Consider the following 19,842-nt stretch of genomic DNA (forward strand, 5'->3'; position numbering starts at 1 on the left):
GCGGGTATGTGCCGGGGGGCCCGGGCGAGCGCGACGAAGCGGAGCAGCACCATGAGCGACGTGGCCCGGCGACCGGCCCCCTCGGAACCGGAAGCCCCCCGGGAGTCCACGGGGAGCCTTGTCCACCACCTCCTGGACACCGCCCGCCGCACCCCCGAGGCCCCGGCCCTCCTCCTCGGCCCGTACACGCTCGACCACCGCACCCTGGAGCGCTCGTCCGCCGTCGTCGCCGCCCGGCTGCGCGCCGAAGGGCTCACGCCGGGCGAACGGATCGGGCTCATGCTCCCGAACGTCCCCGAGTTCGCCGTCCTCTACTACGGGGTCCTGCGCGCCGGGGGTGTCGTCGTCCCGCTCAACCCGCTGCTCAAGGAACGTGAGGTCGCCTTCCACCTCGCCGACAGCGGCGCCCGTGCCCTGTACGCCTGGGACGGCGTCCCGGGCGAGCCCGCCGAGGGCGCGGCGAAGGCGGACGTACCGCACCACCCGGTGAGCCTCGGCCAGTTCACGCCGACGGGCAGCGAGGACCTCGAAGCCCCTGACGCGCTCACCGAGCGCGCCCCCGACGACGACGCCGTCATCCTCTACACCTCGGGCACCACGGGCCACCCCAAGGGCGCCCAGCTCACCCACCGCAACCTCGCGAGCAACACCGCGACGACGGTCGCCCTCGCGCGCCTCACGGGCGCCGACACGATCCTCGGCTGCCTGCCCCTCTTCCACGCCTTCGGCCAGCTCACCGGGCTCAACGCGGCCGTTCTCTCCGGCGCCGCGCTCGCGCTCGTCCCGCGCTTCGACCCCGCCGCCGTGCTCCGGACGCTCACCGCGACGCGCGCCACCGTCTTCGAGGGCGTCCCCACGATGTTCGCCGGGCTCCTCCACCACCCCGATGCCGCGCGGGCCGACGCCTCCTCGCTGCGGCTGTGCATCAGCGGCGGCGCCGCGATGCCCGTCGAGGTCCTGCACGCCTTCGAGAAGGCGTTCGGCTGCGACGTACTGGAGGGCTACGGCCTCTCGGAGACGTCCCCCGTCGCGGCCTTCAACCACCTCGACCGCCCGCGCAAGCCCGGCTCGATCGGCACCCCCGTCGCGGGCGTCGAACTGAGCATCCTCGACCCCGGGGGCACGGAACTCGCCGACGGCGAGATCGGCGAACTGGCCGTGCGCGGCCCGAACGTCATGAAGGGCTACTGGCAGCGCCCCGAGGCGACGGCGGAGGTCCTGCTCCCGAACGGCTGGCTGCGCACGGGCGACCTCGCGCGCCGCGACGAGGACGGCTTCTACTCCATCGTCGACCGCAAGAAGGACCTCATCATCCGGGGCGGCTACAACGTCTACCCGCGCGAGCTGGAAGAGGTCCTCTACGAGCACCCGGCTGTCCTGGAGGCGGCGGTCCTCCCCGTCCCCGACGAACGCCTCGGCGAGGAGGTCGGCGCCGCCGTCGTCCTGCGCCCCGGCGCGGACGAGACCCCCGAGGCGCTGCGCGCTTGGATGAAGGAGCGCGTGGCGGCCTACAAGTACCCGCGCCGCGTCTGGTTCCTGCCGGAACTCCCGAAGGGCCCCACGGGCAAGATCCAGAAGCGCGACATCGAGATCCCGGAGACCGTCTGAGAACGGGGCGGGGTAAGGGGGCGCGGCGGGGGAGGGGAGCGGGTACGGGGCCGGGGTACGGGGGGCTGCACCCCGTGCGCGTACCGCCCGCATCACCTCCCCGCGCGCTCCGCTCGCACGCCCCCCGACGCGTTCTCCCGCCCGCCCCGACACGCCGCGAGGCCCGCGCTCCCCCTGCCCTGGGGCCCGCTTCCCACCGCGTCACGCGCTGGGGCCCGCTTCCCGCCGCGTCACGCGCTGGGGCCCGCTTCCCACCGCGTCACGCCCTGCGGTCCGCGCCGCGCCGCGTCACGCGCTGAGGTCCGCCTGCCCGGCGATCCTCAGCGCTTCGTCGTACAGCGCGCTCATGTCGTCCCGTCCCTCCCCGGCGATCCAGGTGCCCGTGGCCGCGTCCGCGCACGCGAAGGAGACGGCGATGACCGTCCGCGCGATGTGGCCTGTGACGTCGGCGGACTGCCCCGGCCGCTCCACCCGCGCCCGCACGACGGGCAGCAGGGCGTACTGCCACGCGATGCGCTTCTCCTCGTAGCGGGCCCGCAGCGCGGGCGTCCGGAAGATCAGGGTGGAGATGACAAGCGCCTCGTCCGCCGTGTGACGGGCGGTCGTGAGCGCCATGAACCCCGTACGCAGCGCCTGCCAGGCCGAGACCCCCGCGGGCTGCCGCTCGACCGTCTCGCGCAGCAGCACGCCCAGGGCGTCCTGTTCTCCGCACACCAGGTCCTCCTTGGTGCCGAAGTAGCGGAAGAGGGTCCGCTGGGACACCCCTACCTCGCGCGCGATCTGCTCCGTAGTGGTCTGCTCGTAACCCTGTGTGAGGAACAGCCGGATCGCGGTCTCGTGGATCTCCCGGCTCGCCAGCTCGCGCGAGCGCGTCCACACCGAGGGGCGGTTGCTGTCTCCACTCATCCCCCCACAGTACCTGCTGCCAGAAAGTCCCTCACGGTCTGGTTGGCAATCACTGACAAGTTGGCTTACCGTGACAGAGCAGGCTCGGACGCTTCGGCCGGAACGCGGTGAACCGGCCGGAACTCCTCGGGCCGTCCGCCCGCCGCACGCGGTTCCGCCCCGCCGCCCGCCACCCACCGCACGAAGCGTGGCGGCGCGCGGCCCCTCGTACTCCCTCGTACGCGAGCGCGTCCCCGTCGGCACACGCCCACGAGCCCCCACGAACCGGCGTACCTCCGTACGCCCCCCGATCAGCGCCTCACCGCGCCCTAGAGAAAGCACCACGGCACCATGACCACACCCCGCACCATCCGCACCACCGGCCGCCCCGCTCCCGCCTTCCTCGACTCCCCCCGCGGCCACTTCATCGACGGCCGGGAGGAGGCCCCCGCGGACGGCACCTCGCTGCCCACCATCGACCCGACGACCGAGCAGAAGCTGACGGACATCGCCGTCGGCGGCCGTACCGATGTCGACCGGGCCGTCGCGGCGGCCCGCCGCGCCTTCGAAGCCCCCTCGTGGGCGGCTCTCGCACCCGAGCGGCGCAGCCGGGTTCTCCACCAGATCGCCGAGGTCATCGAGGCCCACGCCGAGGAACTCGCCACCCTGGACTCGCTCGACATGGGCGGCCCGATCTCGGGCACCCGCTGGATGGTCGAGCACACCGTGGAGGTCTTCCGGCACTACGCGGGCTGGCCCACCCGTATCTACGGGACCACGGCTCCTTCCACTCCCGCCCAGTTCAAGTACACGACCCGCCGGCCGCTCGGCGTCGTGGTCGCGATCGCGGGCTGGAACGGCCCGCTCCTCCAGATGGGGTACAAGCTCGCCCCGGCGCTGGCCACCGGCAACACGGTCGTCGCCAAGCCCTCGGAGCAGACCTCGCTCAGCCTGCTGCGCCTCGCCGAACTCGTGCACGCCCACACGGATCTGCCCGACGGCGTACTCAACGTCGTGACCGGTCCGGGCGCGTCGACCGGTGAACTGCTCATCACGCACCCGGACGTCGACAAGGTCAGCTTCACCGGCTCCACGGCCGTCGGGAAGCACGTCCTGGAGGCGTCCACGGGCAACCTCAAGCGGGTCACCCTGGAGCTGGGCGGCAAATCGCCCTTCATCGTCTTCGATGACGCCGACCTGGACGCGGCGGCCGCTGCCGCCGCCCTCGGCTTCTGCGCCGGCAGCGGCCAGGGCTGCGTGGCGAGTACGCGCATCCTGGTCCAGGAGAACGTCCGCGAGGAGTTCACCCGCCTGCTCACCGCCCAGCTGGAGGCCTACGCACAGACGATGGGAGACCCCTTCGACCCCGCCACGGTCATGGGCCCGCTCGCCTCGCGCGGCCACTACGAGAAGGTCACCGGATACATCGACCTCGCGCGGGAACTCGGCGGCACCGTCTCGGGCCCCGACCCCCGCGACGCCGACGGCTTGTTCGTCGCGCCCGCCCTCGTGACGGGGCTCGACAACTCCTCGCGCATCGCCCAGGAGGAGATCTTCGGCCCCGTCTCCCTGCTCACCGGATTCACGGAGGCCGACGAGGCCGTCCGCATCGCCAACGACACCCCGTACGGACTCGCGGCGACGGTCTTCACCAGGGACCTCACCCGCGCCCACGACACGGCCGAGCGCCTCCAGGCGGGCACGGTCTGGGTCAACACCGTCAACGACATGAGCACGGGACCGCTGCCCTTCGGCGGCATGAAGCAGTCCGGTATCGGGCGCGAGCACGGCCCGGACGTCATCGACTCGTACACCGAGACCAAGGCCGTCGTCGTCAATCTGTGACCGGCGGGGACCGCGCGGCCCGGTGAGGGCGACGGCCGGGCGGGGTGCGGGTGCGGTGGGCACGAGGGCGGTTCCGCCCCGGGCACACCCCTCGCGCCCCCCGCCGCCGAGGCGCCCCCACCCCGGGGGCGTAGGCTGAATCGGTCCGTAACCCCCGACCGCTGCGCAGCGACCCGCCCCCGAAAGGTGACAGCCGGTGACCGAGCAGGCCGACCTTCAGTCCGTCCTCGACCGTGCCGCCGCAGGCGGCCGCATCACCGCGGAGGAAGCGCTCGCGCTCTACCGCGACGCGCCGCTGCACGCGCTCGGCGCGGCCGCCGACGCGATCAGGCGCCGCCGCTACGCCGGTACGGAGCACATCGCGACGTACATCATCGAGCGCAACATCAACTACACGAACGTCTGCGTCACGGCCTGCAAGTTCTGCGCCTTCTACGCCGCCCCCAAGGACACCAAGAAGGGCTGGAGCCGCGACCTCGACGACATCCTGCGCCGCTGCGCGGAGACCGTCGAGCTGGGCGGCACGCAGATCATGTTCCAGGGCGGGCACCACCCGGACTACGGTGTCGAGTACTACGAGGAGCACTTCTCGGCGATCAAGAAGGCGTTCCCGCAGCTGGTCATCCACTCCCTCGGCGCCTCCGAGGTCGACCACATGGCGCGCATCTCGGGCGTCACCGCCGAGGAGGCGATCCGCCGCATCCACGCCGCCGGGCTCGACTCCTTCGCCGGCGCGGGCGCCGAACTGCTCCCCGAGCGCCCCCGCAAGGCCATCGCGCCGCTCAAGGAGTCCGGCGAGCGCTGGCTGGAGATCATGGAGACGGCCCACAACCTGGGGGTCGAGTCGACCGTCACGATGCTCATGGGCACGGGCGAGACGAACGCCGAGCGCATCGAGCACCTGCGCATGATCCGCGAGGTCCAGGACCGCACCGGCGGCTTCCGCGCCTTCATCCCGTACACGTACCAGCCCGAGAACAACCATCTCAAGGGCCGTACGCAGGCCACGATGTTCGAGTACCTGCGGATGATCGCGATCGCGCGCATCTACCTCGACAACGTCGCCCACATCCAGGGCTCCTGGCTCACGACGGGCAAGGAGATCGGCCAGCTCTCGCTGCACTACGGGGCCGACGACCTCGGCTCGGTGATGCTGGAGGAGAACGTCGTCTCCTCCGCCGGTGCCAAGCACCGCTCCAACCGCCAGGAGCTGATCGACCTCATCCGCACGGCGGGCCGCGTCCCCGCGCAGCGCGCGACGACGTACGAACACCTCGTCATCCACGACGACCCGGCGAACGACCCGGTCGACGACCGCGTGGCCTCGCACATCTCCTCGACGGCGATCGACGGCGGCACCGCGCACCCCGAGCTGAAGCTCATCCCGGCGAGCTGAGCGGAACGCGTACGTGCTGACGCTGCACACCGCGCCGCTCCTGGACGCGGGCGACGGCACCCCCGCGACGGCCGGGGGTGCCGTCGCCGTGTCGGGCGACCGGATCACGGCGCTCGGCCCGCTCGCGGCCCTGCGCGCCACGTACCCCGGGGCGCGGGTACGGGAGTGGCCGGGCCGCCTCGCGCCCGCCCGCGTCCACACGGGCCCGCTCCCTCCGGCCCCGAGCCCCCGCGAAACGGTCCACGCCCTCTTCGCCGCGGGCGCGACGGCGCTGCTCGTGGAGGGCCCGCTCGGCCCCGCGCTGCGCGAAGCGGCGGTACGCGGCGGACTCCGCCTCGTCGCGAGCGCGGCCCCGACCCCGCTCGCCCCGCAGGCGCGCGCCGACCTGTGCGTGACGACGGACGACGGCGAGTGCGTGGCCACGGTGTGCGCGGGACGGCTGGTCCACCGGCGGCGCTGAGCCGCGGCCGGCCGCCGGTCCCTCACCTTCGTGGCGCCCCCGCGTCGGGCGGCGCGGGCGTACCCGGGTGCGGTCGTGCCTGTCGCGGCAGCCGGTACAGGCCGACGAAGGGGATGCTCAGCCCGAAGGCCAAGGCCGCGAGACTCCACCAGTCCCCGCGGGGGCCCGGCGTGGGGTGCGCGTCGGCGGGGTGGCCGAGGAGGCGCGTGTACCAGGCGACGGCCGCCTCGTGGTCGGTGACGGGGGCGACGGCGAGGACGTGGGTGCTGGGCTCGGGGCTCCCTGCGGAGGCGGGGGTCTCAGCCCGCGGCGCCCCCGTCCGCGAGCAGCCGCGCGAAATCGCCCTTCTTCTGCGCGACCCCCGTGCACCGCTCCCGCGAGGACTCGCCCGCCGCGCAGGGCCGGTCCCGGAAGGACGCCCACAGCGACAGCCCGCCGAGCCCCACGCGTACCGCGAACGCGTGCGTGCGCCGCGCGTCCGCGCGCGTGAACGTCTCGTGCGGCACGTCGTTGACGCCTGGCATGACCGTCATACGGAGCCGCTGCCAGGCGGTACGCGACGACCAGCCGAACAGCTCGCGCAGCTGCCCGTGCGCGGCGCGCGCCGCCCGTTCCCCGTACGCGCTCATCGGGCCTTTCGCGTCCGGGTACGCGGAGCCGTAACTCATCGTCATGAGGTTGACCTCGCCCACGCGGACGCCCGCCGCGCGCAGTCCCCGCAGCATCGCCCGCGCGTCCGCCTCCAGGCCCTCCGGCATGACGGGCAGCGTGACGGAGACGTCGAGCCCGGCGCCGGATCGCAGGCGCGCGATCGCCTCGGCGCGGCGGGCGTTCGCCGCCGTGTCGCCGAGCGCCGTGCCCTCGATGTCGAAGTCGGCACGGTCCGTACCGGCCGCGTCGAGCGCGCCGCGGTACGCGGCGGCCAGCGCGTCCACGGAGCCGCACGCCCGCGCGAGTTCTGTACCGGCCTCGCCGCCGAAGGAGACGCGGACGGTCCCCAGCCGCGCGATCCGCTTCCGTACCGCCGGGTCGTCGACCGGCTCCGTACCGCCCCACACCGGCACGCACCGCCGCCGCCCGTCCGCGACGGCGAACGCGAGCCGGTACTCGTCCGGGTGAGCCGTCGTATCGAGCGTTGACGCGGACTCGGCGCTCACGTACGGGGCGAAGCCGACGCGGCGCGGGGGAGCCGCGCCGTCGGTGGAACCGCCCGCCGCGCCGGAGCAGCCCGCGAGGAGCAGCACCAGCGGCAGCAGCACGCACGCGAGGGCGAGCGACGGGGGACGGCGGGACGACAGGGGCACGAGGGGGGACTCTCCCTGGGCGGGGAACGGGTGTGTGGGACCCCTCGAACGTCCCACACCGCCGCGCCTCATGGGGCGTTTTCCACCGTATGTGGCAGACAACTTCCGACTTCTGGCAGCCCGCTGTCACACTCCGCCCGGCGCCCGCCCCTGCCCCCGCACCGCCGGGTCCCGCACGTCACGCCCCACTCGTCCCCGTACGGCTTGTGCGCGGGCACCCGCGTACCCCCGTGCGCCACGAGCCGTGCGACAAGGGCGTCAGGGACCGGTTCGCCCAGGCGCCGAGGCCGAGGCCCGTGACGGAGAACTCCTCCGCCGCGCGCAGATCGAGCGAGGGACGGGCGATGCGGACAGGTGACGTGACACTGATCGGCATGGGGCCGCTTTCCGTCGTAGGACGACCGGAAGGAGCGTGGTCCGGTCGAAACAGGTGGCGAATGATCGTCCGCGCCTGCGTCGCTGGTCGGGTGCGGCCCGGGTCGCTGGTCCCGCGCCGCACGGCGTCCCACCGGCCGGTCCCGCCCCCGGCCCCGTACGCCGCCTTTATCCGCGCCTGCCACAATGAGGCGGTGACGACACGCGCATCCCTGGACAAGCAGCCGCAAGAAGTCGCTTCGATGTTCGACGGTGTGGCCAAGCGCTACGACCTCACCAACGACATCCTCTCCTTCGGCCAGGACCGCGCCTGGCGCGCGGAGGTGGCGAAGGCCGTGGACGCGCGCCCGGCGCAGAAGGTGCTCGACCTCGCGGCAGGTACCGCGACCTCCTCGCTGCCCTTCACCCGCACCGGCGCCTACGTCGTGCCCTGCGACTTCTCGCTCGGCATGCTCCGGGTCGGCAAGCAGCGCCACGGCTGGCTGCCGTTCACGGCGGGGGACGCCACCGGGCTGCCGTTCCGCGACGACGTCTTCGACGCGGTCACGATCTCCTTCGGGCTGCGCAACGTGAGCGACACGAAGGCCGCGCTGCGCGAGCTGTACCGCGTGACGAAGCCGGGCGGGCGCGTCGTGATCTGCGAGTTCTCCTCGCCGACCTGGACGCCCTTCCGCACCGTCTACACCGAGTACCTCATGCGCGCCCTGCCCCCCGTGGCCCGCGCCGTCTCGTCCAACCCCGACGCGTACGTCTACCTCGCCGAGTCCATCCGCGACTGGCCCGACCAGCCGGCCCTCGCCTCGCTGCTCCAGGACGCGGGCTGGTCGAAGGTCGCGTGGCGCAACCTGACGGGCGGCATCGTGGCGCTGCACCGGGGGTTCAAGCCGCAGGAGCGCTGAGCGTGCCGGAGGGCCCACGGGAGCGGCGGGCGCCCGGGCCGCCTCAGCCCGAGACGGCGACCCCTTCCGGCCCGTCCGCGTCCGGCTCCGGCTTCTCGCGCTCCAGGCCGCTCGCGCCGGGCCCCGGGTCGAGCGGTTCGCGCACTCCCGTACCGCCGCCGCCCTCGTCGCCCTCGTCCGGCCACGTGTCGAACCACAGCGTGACGACGGCGCCGTGCGGGACGCGCGTGCCCGGCTGCGGGTACTGCCGTACGACGTAGTCGAGGCCGCCCTCCAGCACCTCGGGATCGTCGGGGGACTCCGTCACGAGCCCCGCTTCCTGCGCGGCCGTCACCGCGTCGATGGCCATGAGGCCGAGCAGACGCGGCACGAGGACGAAGTCGGTCGGCTCCGGCACGAGCGAGGACATGCTCTCAACTCCCCAGGTCAGGCGTACCCGAACGGTAGCGCTCCGCCCGAAGGGCGGGCGGTACGTACGCGGTGGTGCGGAGCGTGTACCCCGGATCGGGCTCGCCTCGCGGGGCCCGGCCCCTCCCCTCACAGCGCCAGCTCGTACCGCAGCCCCCGCTCCGGGCCGTCCGGCAGGACGAACGTCTCCGCCTGCCGCATCCCGAGCCGCTCGGCGACCGCGAGGGAGCGCGTGTCGCGCTCCCTGACCATCGCCACGACCGAGGGCACCCCGGCCGCGCGCAGGCGGTCCAGGGTCGTACGGGCCGCCGCCGTCGCGTAGCCGCGGCCCCAGGCGGTACGGGCGAGGCGCCAGCCGATCTCGACGGCGCCGCCCGTGCCGAAGTGCGGGTGCGGCCCGGGCTGGGCGCCCGTGAAGCCGACGACCTCGCCGTCGGCGTCGGTCAGTGTCCACAGGCAGTAGCCCAGTTCGGCGTCGTGGCGGCGCTGGCGCGCGGTCAGCTCCTGGTAGACGGAGAGTTCGGCGGGGCGGCCACCGTCGAACTCCATGACCTCGGGGTCGGCGAAGGCGCGGTGCCAGTGGTAGGCGTCCTCGTCGGTGGGGACACGGAGGGCGAGAACGGGAGCGGGGCGTACGAGGCCGGAGGCGGGGGGCGAGGTGGTCAATTCCGGTCAGCCCTTCGGTCGGGGGGAGACGACGCCTGAATAGACTGCCCGTGTCCGGTGCCGCTCGGCACGTGATTTCAAGTCGTCGGGAGAAGTGTCGTGGCCGAGGCCCTGTCCGAACACAGCGCGGATGTGATCGTGGTGGGCGCCGGACCCGCCGGGTCGGCGACCGCTTACCACCTGGCGAAGGCCGGACTCGACGTCCTGCTCCTGGAGAAGACGGCGTTCCCGCGCGAGAAGGTGTGCGGCGACGGGCTCACCCCGCGCGCCACGAAACAGCTGATCGCGATGGGGATCGACATCTCCGAGGAGGCGGGCTGGCTCCGCAACAAGGGCCTGCGCATCATCGCCGGTGGCAACCGCCTCCAGCTCGACTGGCCGGAACTCGCCTCCTTCCCCGACTACGGCCTCGTCCGCAAGCGCGACGACTTCGACGAGCAGCTCGCGCGCAACGCGCAGAAGGCGGGCGCGCGCCTGTACGAGCGGTGCAACGTGGGCGCGCCGATCACGGACGCGAGCGGCCGCATCACGGGCGTGCACGCGAAGCTCGGCGAGGAGAAGACCCCCGTCACCTTCCACGCCCCGCTCGTCGTCGCCGCCGACGGCAACTCGACGCGGCTCTCGCTCGCGATGGGCCTGCACCGGCGCGAGGACCGCCCGATGGGCGTCGCCGTCCGCACGTACTTCACCTCGCCGCGCCACGACGACGACTATCTGGAGTCGTGGCTGGAGCTGTGGGACAGGCGCGGGCCCGGCGAGGACAAGCTGCTGCCCGGCTACGGCTGGGTCTTCGGCATGGGCGACGGCACGTCGAACGTGGGCCTGGGCGTCCTCAACACGTCCGCCTCCTTCAAGGAGCTGGACTGGCGCGAGGTCCTGAAGGCGTGGTGCGCCTCGATGCCCGAGGAGTGGGGCTACACGCCGGACAACATGACGATCCCGATCCGCGGCGCGGCCCTCCCGATGGCCTTCAACCGCCAGCCGCACTACACGAAGGGGCTGCTGCTCGTCGGCGACGCGGGCGGCCTGGTCAACCCCTTCAACGGCGAGGGCATCGCGTACGCGATGGAGTCCGGCGCGATCGCGGCCGACGTCATCGTCCAGGCCCACGGCCGCCGCACCCCGCAGCTGCGGGAGCTGACCCTCCAGCGCTACCCGAAGGTCCTCAAGGACACGTACGGCGGCTACTACAGCCTGGGCCGCGCCTTCGTGAAGCTCATCGGCAACCCGAAGATCATGAAGCTCGCGACGGAGCGGGGCCTCACGCACCCGGTCCTGATGAAGTTCACCCTGAAGCTCCTCGCCAACCTGACCGACCCGACCCACGGCGACGCGATGGACCGCGTCATCAACGGCCTGACGAAGGTGGCGCCGAGGGCCTGAGCCCCCCCCCGGGGCGGCGCGACGGTGGCCGAGGGCCCCCACCGTCGCGCGGCCACGCGCCCCGCGTACGGCAGGCAGGCGCCCCCCGCCCCGCGTACGGCAGGCAGGCGCCGCGCGCCCCGCGTACGGCAGGCAGGCGCCGCGATTCGCCTCCTCCGTTCCCACACCCTTGCCGCTCGCGCGCGTTCCGTCTCGCTGCGGGCACCCGCGCCCCCGTCCCGCAGACCCCGTACGGCGTCCCGCCCCCCGCGGCCGTCTTGGCTGCCACGCGGTTCTCCCTTTCGACTCCACAGGGTGGATGCGGCGAAAAGATCGGGAGAAGAAGAAGCGGACGTGCGAGGAGTTACCGGATCGTCATCGTGCTGCGTACAACCTTTCGCCGGGGTGGTGAACGTCACACCTGAGGGTCCGTCAATGCCCCTCTTTGGTACGGACATTGAGCTTGATCGGGGCTTCTTCGTCGTGCTGCCATGACCACGCTCACGACGGCCGCAGGCCTGATCGACCTGCTGGCATATTCCGATCCGAGACGGGGAGTGCAATGCGGAATTACGGCGTGCCAGATGTGAGGGTGCGAAGAAAACGGGGCATACGGCGAATTCTGGGGTCGGCATGACGGCCGGCGGCGAGGGGAACTCCTTCCCCCTCGCCGAGAACACCTGGAACCCGGTGGGCGAGTCCGCCGACCCGGAGAACCGCGACGTCCCGCTCGCCGGGACCAGGACGTTCCCGTAGTCCCCGGCAGCTGCCCGTGAACCTCGCCGCGGTCCGGCACGTCCGTACGCGGTCCTCGCTGAAGGAATCGACTCACCCATGACAGACAGAACCCCACGCGTCGGCAGACGCACCCGTCTTCTCGCCCAGGGAGCGGCAGCCCTCCTGGCCCTTCCCCTCGCGCTGAGCGCCGTGCCCGCGGCCGCCGTCACAGGCCCGGCGTCCGAGCCCTCCGACACGACCTACGCGTACACCGCGCAGCTCATCGTCGGCTCCCACGACCGCGGTTGCTCCGGCGTCCTCGTCGACGCCGACTGGCTGCTCACCGCGGCGAGTTGCTTCGTGGACGACCCGGCCCAGGGCCTCTCGGTGCCCGCCGGTGTGCCCCAGGAGCCGGTGACGGCGACGATCGGCCGCACCGACCTCACCTCCTCGGACGGTGCCGCGCGCAAGATCGTCGAGCTGGTGCCCCGTACCGACCGCGACGTCGTCCTCGCGCGCCTCGACAGGCCCGTGAAGGACGTCGTCCCCGCGCCCCTCGCCACGACGGCCCCGGCCGCGGGCGAGGAGCTGACGTTCGCCGGTTACGGCCGTACCCAGGACGAGTGGGCCCCGCTGCGGCTGCACACCGCCGCCTACACCGTCGACTCCGTGGCCGCCACGAGCGCCGCGGTCACCGGCAAGGACGGCGCCGCCGCCTGCGCGGGCGACTCCGGCGGCCCCGTGCTGCGCGGCACCGGCGCGTCGGCGCAGCTCCTCGCCCTCACCAGCCAGTCCTTCCAGGGCGGTTGCTTCGGCATCGACGAGGAGCAGACGAGCACGGTGGGCGTCACCGCGCGCGTCGACGACCTGAAGTCCTGGGTCGACGCGACGACCGGCGCCCCCCGGATCACCGACTTCAACGGCGACGGCGTCGAGGACATCGCCGTCGCCGACCCGAAGGCCGCCGTGGGCGGTGACGCCGGAGCCGGTCTGGTACGGGTCGTGTACGGCGCCGACAAGGGCATCGCGCAGATCGACCAGGACCTCGACTGGGTGCCGGGCGGCGCCGAGGCGAACGACGGCTTCGGCGGGGCACTCGCCACCGTCGACTACAACGAGGACGGTTACACCGACCTCGTCGTGAGCACCCCCGACGAAGCCGTGGGCAGCGTCGCGGGCGCGGGCTTCGTCGACATCCTCTACGGCGCCCCCGGGGGCCTCGGCACCGGTTCGGTCAAGGCCACGCACCTGGAGCAGGGCGCGGGCACGGGCGCCCTGCTCTCCTCGACGCCCGAGACGAACGACCACATGGGCCAGGCCCTCGCCGCGGGGACCACGGCCGAGGGGCGCCCCTGGATACTCATCGGCGTCCCCGGCGAGTCGATCGGCAAGCTCGCGGCGGCGGGCATGGCGGTCTACGTCTACGGCAACACCAGCCGTTCCCTCTCCCAGGACCTGCCGACCAACGTCCCCGGCGCCGCCGAGGCCGGTGACAAGTTCGGCGCGGCCGTGGCGGGCGACGAGAACTACTTCGCCATCGGCGCGCCCGGCGAGGCGATCGGCACGAAGACCAACTCCGGCACGGTGGCCCTCTTCAGCCACACCCTGGACGCGGACGGCCGTCCCACCGTCGTCGGCGGCATGGACCAGGACAACAGCGCGGTGAGCGGCGCGGCCGAGAAGGACGACGAGTTCGGCGCCTCGCTCGCCATGACCCCGTACCGCACCTCCGCCACCTCGGGGACCGGCACCTCGATGCTGGCCATCGGCTCGCCGGGCGAGATGACGGCGGCCAACGGCACCCAGCGCGCCCAGGCCGGTCGCGCGATCCTGATCCGGCTCAACCCCGACAAGACGTGGACCTACATCCACGAACTGCGCCAGGGCGAGCCCGACGACGCCGTGAGCGGCACGTCGGAGGTCGGCGACCGGATGGCGGAGACGCTGAGCATCATCAACACGGCGCCGCACGAGGTCGCCACCACGGCGACGCTGCTCGTCGCCGTCGGCATCCCGGGCGAGGCGCTCGGCACGGAGGCCAAGGCCGGTGCCGTGCAGGTCTTCTCGGCGCTCGGCGCGGCCGGTGACAACGACGTGTGGGTCGAGGCGGGAAACGCTCCCGGCCTGCCGGGACCGTACGCGGCGAACCAGCGGGTCGGCGAGAGCATCCACTTCACCGGCACCCACCTGTACGTCGGTATGCCCAACGGGCCGAGCGCGTACGGGGCGCTGCACGCCCTGCCGATCGGGAACGTCGTCCCCGGCGGCACCAAGGCAGCGGTGACGACGTACCAGCCCGGCACCGGCGGCCTGCCCGCCGCGGGCAAGGCGTTCGGCTCCGCCGCACGCTGAGCCGGATGTGCGCGGCGCGCCACGTACGCGCGCCGCGCTGAGCAGGGGCCGCGCGGTGCGGGGCGGGGAACCTCCCGTCCCGCGCCGCGCGTGCCCGTACCCACCCGCCCTGTCGCCGCGTGCGGCGGGCCAGAACGGAGACACCGCCGTGAACAGGAGCGAAGCCCCCGTTCCCGACGAGGAGTGGGACCGCTTCCTGCGGGACGCCGTGGCGGGGACCGGGGCCGCCGAAGCGCCCAGGGAACCCTCGGCGCGGGCCCGCATGGTGGCCCGCAGGCTCCGCGAGCAGCCGCCGCCCGCCGGTCCGGCCCGGCGTGCCCACCACCCGCCCGCTCCCGCGCGCCGCCGGGCGCCCTGGTTCGCGATCGTCGTGGCGGCCGTCGTCGTCCTGGCGATCGTGGCGTTCGTGCCGGGGCCGCTCACCGGCTGGTTCCGGTTCGGGCCCGCCGCGGGACCGGGCCCCGCGGCGGTGTCCGCGCAGGGGCCCACGGTCCGCGAGCCGTTCCGGGGCTCGCCCGCGGAGGGCTGGGCCGAGGGCGCGGACGGCATCGAGGTGCCCGCGGCGCACGCGACGGGCGGCCTGAGCGAGGCCGAGGTCGGGCGGGCGCTCGCCAGGACCAAGGACTTCCTCGTCGCGTCGAACCTGGACCCCGGTGTACTGCGCGGCGCCCGCCCCGACGAGGCGCTCGGCCTCATCGACCCCCGGCAGCGCCAGGTGCGCGACTACGTGACGAGGGCCTTCAGGGAGCCGGGCCCGGGGAGCGACCCGCTGCGCCTCTTCAGCCGCTTCGACCAGACGCGGGTGCGCTTCGCCGGGGACGTCGTCAGGACCAGGGGAACGATGACGTACCGGGAGGGCGAGGACGGCGCGCTCGACGTGTCGACGGACGTCACCTACGTCTACCCGGTCGTGCGCGCGGTGGCGGGCGACGACGAGGTGGCGCGCACGATCGTGCGCCGCGAGGTGGTGGCGCGCTGGGAGGACCCGGCGAGGTCCGGCGCCCCGCGCGGCACCTTCGCGCTCCTCTCGTACGCCTCGGACGTCACCAACGGCGGTTGCGGGGACCGCGAGGGGTACTTCGTCCCGGAGTTCGGCGCGGAACGCGCCACGGTGGCGCCCGGCCACGGGACCGTCATCGACCCGTACGACCGCGCGCGGTCGGTGGACGGGCACACGCGCACGGGCGAGGACGGCACGTCCTGCGCCACGGCGACCAGGTCCTGAACACGTACGCCGGGCGGGACCCCGCGAAGGGGCCCCGCCCGGCGTACGGACGTACCGGGGTGTCAGAGGAGGCGGATCGCTCCCGAGGCCGGGTAGCCGGAGAGGTCCTGGACGACGACGCCCTTGCCGGGGTTGGCGGCGTCGAGGTACTGGCCGTTCCCGATGTAGACGCCGACGTGGTACGCGGAGCCCGCACCGCCCCAGTAGAGGAGGTCGCCGGGCTGCGCCGAGGAGACGGGGACCTGGGTACCGGCCGTGGACTGCTCCTGCGAGGTGCGCGGGAGGTCGATGCCGACGGTGCGGAACGCGGCCTGCGTCAGGCCCGAGCAGTCCCACGAGTGGGGGCCGGTGCCGCCCATGACGTACGCGTCGCCGAGGTGCGACTTGAGGAAGGCGATGACGCTCGCGGCGGAACCGCTCGCGGGGGCGCTCGCGACTTGGGCCGTACCCGCGGAAGCGGTGCTCGTGCCCGTCGACTGCGGGGCGAGCGTCGTACGGGCGGTGGAGCGCGAGGCGGCCTCCTGCTCGGCGGCGCGCTCGGCCGCGGCCTTCTCCGCGGCCTTCCGCTTGGCCTCGGCCTTCGCCGCCGCCTTCGCCGCGGCCTTCTTCTCCGCCTTCTCGCGGTCGGCCTTCGCCTCCTTGGCGGCCTTGGCGACCGCGGCGTCCTGCTCGGCCTGGAGCTCGTAGCTCGTGGCCATCTGCTGCGTCGAGTCGGCTGCGGCGAGCATGGCGGCGGACAGGTTGGCGGTGAGGGTCGGCATCTCGATGGTCTCGGTCACCGGTTCGGCGGCCGAGGCCGAACCCGAAGCGCCGGCCACCGCGAGCGTGCCGAGCACGCCACTGGCGACACCGGCGCGCAGCGCCATGCGGGACGCGCTCCGGCGGGGCTTCCGGTGGCTGGGTATCTGAGCGGTGTGGGGCATGGGACCTATCGCTATCAAGAGGCCGCCCACAGGTTCAACAAACGTGGGATGCGCCACTGTTGACCGCAAAACGGACGAAAGGCGCGGACTGTTTTTCGGTCTGATCGCCCATAGGGGGCGAAAGGGGCAGGCCCTGTCTGTGGTGATCATGGCCGTGATCCCGCTGTTTCCGCGATACGTCCCAATTGCCCCGCGCCTACCATCGCCCCCGCTCCGTGGCCAAGCCCGTCGTCCCAGGTCACGGGCCGGGAGTGGCGCAGGTCACGGAACGGTGTAGGCGGGCGGTGCGTCCGCGAGAGGGCGCGGCGGGTCGTCCGCGAGGGGGCGCGGTGGGGCGGGGCGAGGGGCCTGGTGGGGCGTCCGCGAGGCGGGGCGGCCGGGTCGCCGCGCTTGTTCAGCGCACGGTCAGGACGAGCTTCCCCGTCGTGCGGCCCGTCTCGGCCAGCGCGTGCGCGCGGGCGCCGTCGGCGAGCGGGAAGGTGCCGGAGACGTGGGCGCGCAGGCGGCCGCTCGCCGCGAGGGCGGCGAGGGCGTTCATGCCCGCGTGGTCGTGCTCGACGAGGAGCGTGACGGCGCGGACGCCCGCCTTCTCGGCGGCGGCCCGCGTGTCCGGCGCGCCGGGGACGAGCGAGACGAGCACGCCCCCCGGGCGGAGCGCGGCCACGGAGCGCGTCGCCGTCTCGCCCCCGATCGGGTCGAGCACGACGTCGTAGGGCTCCTCCGTGACGGCGAAGTCCTCCGTGCGGTAGTCGACGCAGGCGTCCGCGCCGAGTTCGCGCAGGAAGGCGTGCTTGGGGGCGCTCGCCGTGCCCGTGACGTGCGCGCCGCGCTCCTTGGCGAGCTGGACGGCGAGGTGCCCCACGCCCCCGGCGGCGGCGTGGATCAGGACCCGCTGCCCGGCGCGGAGACCGGCGGTGTCGACGAGGGACTGCCAGGCGGTGAGCGCGGCGAGCGGCAGCGCGGCGGCCTGGACGTGGTCGATGCCGGCGGGCTTCGCCGCGAAGGCGCGCGCGGGCCCGGCCACGTACTCGGCGTGGGAGCCGGCCCCGTACGGGTACGGCAGCATCCCGAACACCTCGTCGCCCGGCTGGAAGAGGGTCACGCCGTAACCCGTCGCCACGACGGTCCCCGAGACGTCCCAGCCGAGGGTGAAGGGCGGGGGCGGCAGGAAGAGGCGCTGGGCGCGGTGCTTGAAGTCCGTCGGGTTGAGCCCGGCCGCGTGCACGGCGACGAGGAGGTGCCCGGGCCCGGGGGCGGGGCGGGGGAGTGTGGTGGGGCGCAGGACCTCGGGGCCGCCGAGGGCGGTCTGGCGCAGGGCGAGCATCGTGGTGCTCCCGGGGGTGTCCGGGGTGTCCGTGGTGGTCATGCCCCGATCCTGGCGGTGCGGACCCGGGCGGGGCGATGGCGGGAAAGTCAGCCTCCGATACATTCGTGCCATGTCCTCCGACCTGGACGGGTGGCTCCGCCCGGCGCCGCGCCCCGGCGCGCACAAGGTCGTCGTCCTCGCGCTCGACGGCGTCTACCCCTTCGAACTCGGCATCCCGCACCGGGTCCTGGGCTCGGCGGGCGGCAGGTACGAGGTGCTCTCGGCGAGCGTCGACGGCGGTCCCGTACGGACCGACGCGGACCTGACCGTGACGCCGGGACACGGTCCCGAGGTCCTCGCGGAGGCGGGCACGGTGATCATCCCGCCGCACGCGCTCGCGGCCGGGCAGACGGAGCCCGGGCCCGCCGCCCTCGCCGCCCTGGCGCGCGTGCGCCCCGGGACGCGGCTCGTCTCCATCTGCACGGGGGCCTTCCTCCTCGCCGCCGCCGGGCTCCTGGACGGGCGCAGGGCCACGACGCACTGGGCGCTCGCCGAGCACTTCCAGCGGCTCTTCCCGCGGGTGGAGTTCGACGCGGGGGTGCTCTTCGTCGACCACGGGGACGTGCTGACGTCGGCGGGCGCGGCGAGCGGCGTGGACGTGTGCCTGCACCTGGTGCGGCGGGACCACGGCACCGAGGTGGCGAACCACGTGGCCCGCTGCTGCGTCGTACCGCCGTACCGGGACGGCGGGCAGGCCCAGTACGTGGAGCGCCCGCTGCCCCCGGCGAGCGAGGCCGGTACGGGGCCGACGCGGGACTGGGCGCTCGGCAGGCTCGACCGCCCGCTGTCGCTCGACGCCCTGGCCGCCCACGCGGCGATGAGCCCCCGCACCTTCGCGCGGCGCTTCCAGGAGGAGACCGGCCTGAGCCCGGGCCGCTGGCTGACGCGGCAACGCCTGCGCCGCGCGCGTCACTTGCTGGAGTCGAGCGATCTGCCGGTGGAGCGCGTGGCCCACGAGGTGGGCTTCGCGACGGCGACGTCCTTGCGGCGGCACCTGGCGGCGGAGGCGGGAGTGACCCCGTCGGCGTACCGGCGGACGTTCCGTGCGGGGTCCGGAGCGGGCTGAGCCCGCCCCCGTCGGCACCGCCCCCTGAACGGCCCTCTCCCCCTCCCCGTTGCGGGTGATCCGTCCCTCGTGAACACGTGCACGCGCGGGGGCCGTTCGGAGGAAGGGAAACGCGCGCGGAAAGGGGGACGGAGGAGGGGAAGGCGAATTCCCCCGCGCAAGAGCGGTGTTGTGGGGACTTTTCGGGCTCTTGACGGCGACAGCTCCTATATCAAGAGATCGAGTCCAGCGCCAATTTGCTTGAGCCTACATCCTCTTGATAGAGCGACCCCGTCCCCACCTGCGGAAACCGCGCGCAAGGCTCACCGGAAGTGATCATTCCGCCGCGCGCTGTACGAAAGCCCCGGCATATGCGGGCGCATGATCGGCCGTCAGGTGTCGTAGATCACAAACGCGGGGGTGTACCCCGTGTCGCAGATCACAGAGGGGCGGGCATAGGATGCGGGGCAGTCAGGCTTGTGAACTGCCTCACATATTCGCGATCTTCGTCATGAGGGCGCGGAGAAGGGCGGGTGGGGAACGGGCCCGGCGGCCCCGGGCGGCACAGCGGCGGCCCGGGGGGACCCGTGTACGCAGTCAGTGCCGACTGAGAGGAGCGAGGAGCGGTGAACGCTTATGCGCCCATCCTCGTACTGGGAGCCCTCGGGGCAGGCTTTGCGATCTTCTCCGTGGTCATGGCCACGCTTATCGGTCCAAAGCGTTACAACAGGGCGAAGCTCGAAGCATATGAATGCGGAATCGAACCGACCCCCACGCCGGCCGGCGGCGGGCGATTCCCCATCAAGTACTACCTGACGGCGATGCTCTTCATCGTCTTCGACATCGAGATCGTCTTTCTCTACCCCTGGGCCGTGACCTTCGACGCCCTGGGGGTTTTCGGGCTCGTGGAGATGTTGCTCTTCGTGCTCACCGTCTTCGTCGCCTATGCGTACGTATGGCGGCGCGGCGGCCTGGAATGGGACTGAGACCCGCAGGGGACGAAACG

Annotated in this window: 18 protein-coding genes; 11 read left to right on the forward strand and 7 right to left on the reverse strand. The window is 73.4% G+C overall.

Annotation, left to right across the window (positions count from 1 at the left end; translation table 11 throughout):
* Window positions 1-51 precede the first annotated feature (51 nt).
* A complete protein-coding gene (locus tag ACQYWQ_RS18195; RefSeq protein ID WP_431035871.1) occupies window positions 52-1,608 on the forward strand; it encodes a long-chain-fatty-acid--CoA ligase in 1,557 nt (518 codons plus the stop codon).
* 288 nt (window positions 1,609-1,896) lie between these two features.
* Here ACQYWQ_RS18195 and ACQYWQ_RS18200 read toward each other — a convergent pair whose 3' ends face one another.
* A complete protein-coding gene (locus ACQYWQ_RS18200; RefSeq protein ID WP_431035873.1) occupies window positions 1,897-2,514 on the reverse strand; it encodes a TetR/AcrR family transcriptional regulator in 618 nt (205 codons plus the stop codon).
* Window positions 2,515-2,844: 330 nt separating this feature from the next.
* Between ACQYWQ_RS18200 and ACQYWQ_RS18205 the strand changes: the two genes are divergently transcribed.
* The 3 genes from ACQYWQ_RS18205 (at window position 2,845) to ACQYWQ_RS18215 (ending at window position 6,194) form a co-directional block, all read left to right on the forward strand.
* Window positions 2,845-4,338, forward strand: coding sequence for an aldehyde dehydrogenase family protein (locus ACQYWQ_RS18205; RefSeq protein WP_431035874.1), 1,494 nt, complete (start codon window positions 2,845-2,847; stop codon window positions 4,336-4,338).
* A gap of 196 nt (window positions 4,339-4,534) precedes the next feature.
* On the forward strand, window positions 4,535-5,734 hold the full coding sequence (gene mqnC, locus ACQYWQ_RS18210) for a cyclic dehypoxanthinyl futalosine synthase (RefSeq protein ID WP_431035876.1): 1,200 nt from the start codon (window positions 4,535-4,537) through the stop codon (window positions 5,732-5,734).
* Between the two features lie 13 nt (window positions 5,735-5,747).
* Entirely contained in the window at window positions 5,748-6,194 is a 447-nt protein-coding gene (locus ACQYWQ_RS18215; RefSeq protein WP_431035877.1) for an imidazolonepropionase-like domain-containing protein, read from the forward strand.
* Between the two features lie 299 nt (window positions 6,195-6,493).
* Here ACQYWQ_RS18215 and ACQYWQ_RS18220 read toward each other — a convergent pair whose 3' ends face one another.
* Window positions 6,494-7,498 (reverse strand): chitinase, encoded by a 1,005-nt coding sequence (locus ACQYWQ_RS18220; RefSeq protein ID WP_431035879.1) that lies wholly within the window; start codon window positions 7,496-7,498, stop codon window positions 6,494-6,496.
* A 178-nt stretch (window positions 7,499-7,676) separates the two neighbouring features.
* Window positions 7,677-7,874, reverse strand: a complete 198-nt coding sequence (locus ACQYWQ_RS18225; protein ID WP_431035881.1) for a hypothetical protein — start codon at window positions 7,872-7,874, stop codon at window positions 7,677-7,679.
* Window positions 7,875-8,067: 193 nt separating this feature from the next.
* Here ACQYWQ_RS18225 and ACQYWQ_RS18230 point away from each other — a divergent pair, with 193 nt between their 5' ends.
* Entirely contained in the window at window positions 8,068-8,772 is a 705-nt protein-coding gene (locus ACQYWQ_RS18230; protein WP_431035882.1) for a demethylmenaquinone methyltransferase, read from the forward strand.
* Window positions 8,773-8,815: 43 nt separating this feature from the next.
* Here ACQYWQ_RS18230 and ACQYWQ_RS18235 read toward each other — a convergent pair whose 3' ends face one another.
* Together ACQYWQ_RS18235 and ACQYWQ_RS18240 are read right to left on the reverse strand one after the other, a co-directional pair.
* On the reverse strand, window positions 8,816-9,181 hold the full coding sequence (locus ACQYWQ_RS18235) for a PASTA domain-containing protein (RefSeq protein WP_431035884.1): 366 nt from the start codon (window positions 9,179-9,181) through the stop codon (window positions 8,816-8,818).
* A gap of 128 nt (window positions 9,182-9,309) precedes the next feature.
* Window positions 9,310-9,846 carry a GNAT family N-acetyltransferase gene (locus tag ACQYWQ_RS18240; protein WP_431035885.1) on the reverse strand — a complete coding sequence of 179 codons (537 nt, stop codon included), beginning with the start codon at window positions 9,844-9,846 and terminating at the stop codon, window positions 9,310-9,312.
* A gap of 99 nt (window positions 9,847-9,945) precedes the next feature.
* On the opposite strand from ACQYWQ_RS18240, the gene ACQYWQ_RS18245 reads away from it, so the two are divergent.
* The 4 genes from ACQYWQ_RS18245 to ACQYWQ_RS18260 all read left to right on the forward strand — a co-directional run bounded on the left by ACQYWQ_RS18245 (window position 9,946) and on the right by ACQYWQ_RS18260 (window position 15,502).
* Window positions 9,946-11,229, forward strand: a complete 1,284-nt coding sequence (locus ACQYWQ_RS18245; protein WP_431035886.1) for a geranylgeranyl reductase family protein — start codon at window positions 9,946-9,948, stop codon at window positions 11,227-11,229.
* Window positions 11,230-11,841: 612 nt separating this feature from the next.
* The gene (locus ACQYWQ_RS18250) at window positions 11,842-11,964 is read left to right on the forward strand and encodes a hypothetical protein (protein ID WP_431035887.1); all 123 of its coding nucleotides are present in this window, start codon (window positions 11,842-11,844) and stop codon (window positions 11,962-11,964) included.
* 78 nt (window positions 11,965-12,042) lie between these two features.
* On the forward strand, window positions 12,043-14,277 hold the full coding sequence (locus ACQYWQ_RS18255) for a trypsin-like serine protease (RefSeq protein WP_431035889.1): 2,235 nt from the start codon (window positions 12,043-12,045) through the stop codon (window positions 14,275-14,277).
* A 148-nt stretch (window positions 14,278-14,425) separates the two neighbouring features.
* Window positions 14,426-15,502, forward strand: coding sequence for a hypothetical protein (locus ACQYWQ_RS18260; protein ID WP_431035891.1), 1,077 nt, complete (start codon window positions 14,426-14,428; stop codon window positions 15,500-15,502).
* Between the two features lie 62 nt (window positions 15,503-15,564).
* On the opposite strand, the gene ACQYWQ_RS18265 is transcribed toward ACQYWQ_RS18260, so the two are convergent.
* Both ACQYWQ_RS18265 and ACQYWQ_RS18270 read right to left on the reverse strand, forming a co-directional pair.
* A complete protein-coding gene (locus tag ACQYWQ_RS18265) occupies window positions 15,565-16,425 on the reverse strand; it encodes a C40 family peptidase (RefSeq protein WP_431035892.1) in 861 nt (286 codons plus the stop codon).
* A 394-nt stretch (window positions 16,426-16,819) separates the two neighbouring features.
* Window positions 16,820-17,791 (reverse strand): NADP-dependent oxidoreductase, encoded by a 972-nt coding sequence (locus ACQYWQ_RS18270; protein WP_431035893.1) that lies wholly within the window; start codon window positions 17,789-17,791, stop codon window positions 16,820-16,822.
* 70 nt (window positions 17,792-17,861) lie between these two features.
* Between ACQYWQ_RS18270 and ACQYWQ_RS18275 the strand changes: the two genes are divergently transcribed.
* Window positions 17,862-18,857, forward strand: a complete 996-nt coding sequence (locus tag ACQYWQ_RS18275) for a GlxA family transcriptional regulator (protein WP_431035895.1) — start codon at window positions 17,862-17,864, stop codon at window positions 18,855-18,857.
* A gap of 605 nt (window positions 18,858-19,462) precedes the next feature.
* Window positions 19,463-19,822, forward strand: a complete 360-nt coding sequence (locus ACQYWQ_RS18280) for an NADH-quinone oxidoreductase subunit A (RefSeq protein WP_007383963.1) — start codon at window positions 19,463-19,465, stop codon at window positions 19,820-19,822.
* Window positions 19,823-19,842 lie beyond the last annotated feature (20 nt).

Origin of the sequence: Streptomyces sp. P6-2-1 (genome assembly GCF_050613165.1) — a bacterium.
Lineage (GTDB): Bacteria > Actinomycetota > Actinomycetes > Streptomycetales > Streptomycetaceae > Streptomyces.

Bases quoted from the DNA above. Each gene is read 5' to 3' on its own strand.
- ACQYWQ_RS18195 (WP_431035871.1), top strand. From the start codon at position 52: ATGAGCGACGTGGCCCGGCGACCGGCCCCCTCGGAACCGGAAGCCCCC.
- ACQYWQ_RS18200 (WP_431035873.1), bottom strand. From the start codon at position 2,514: ATGAGTGGAGACAGCAACCGCCCCTCGGTGTGGACGCGCTCGCGCGAG.
- ACQYWQ_RS18205 (WP_431035874.1), top strand. From the start codon at position 2,845: ATGACCACACCCCGCACCATCCGCACCACCGGCCGCCCCGCTCCCGCC.
- ACQYWQ_RS18225 (WP_431035881.1), bottom strand. From the start codon at position 7,874: ATGCCGATCAGTGTCACGTCACCTGTCCGCATCGCCCGTCCCTCGCTC.
- ACQYWQ_RS18235 (WP_431035884.1), bottom strand. From the start codon at position 9,181: ATGTCCTCGCTCGTGCCGGAGCCGACCGACTTCGTCCTCGTGCCGCGT.
- ACQYWQ_RS18250 (WP_431035887.1), top strand. From the start codon at position 11,842: ATGACGGCCGGCGGCGAGGGGAACTCCTTCCCCCTCGCCGAGAACACC.
- ACQYWQ_RS18255 (WP_431035889.1), top strand. From the start codon at position 12,043: ATGACAGACAGAACCCCACGCGTCGGCAGACGCACCCGTCTTCTCGCC.
- ACQYWQ_RS18265 (WP_431035892.1), bottom strand. From the start codon at position 16,425: ATGCCCCACACCGCTCAGATACCCAGCCACCGGAAGCCCCGCCGGAGC.
- ACQYWQ_RS18270 (WP_431035893.1), bottom strand. From the start codon at position 17,791: ATGACCACCACGGACACCCCGGACACCCCCGGGAGCACCACGATGCTC.
- ACQYWQ_RS18275 (WP_431035895.1), top strand. From the start codon at position 17,862: ATGTCCTCCGACCTGGACGGGTGGCTCCGCCCGGCGCCGCGCCCCGGC.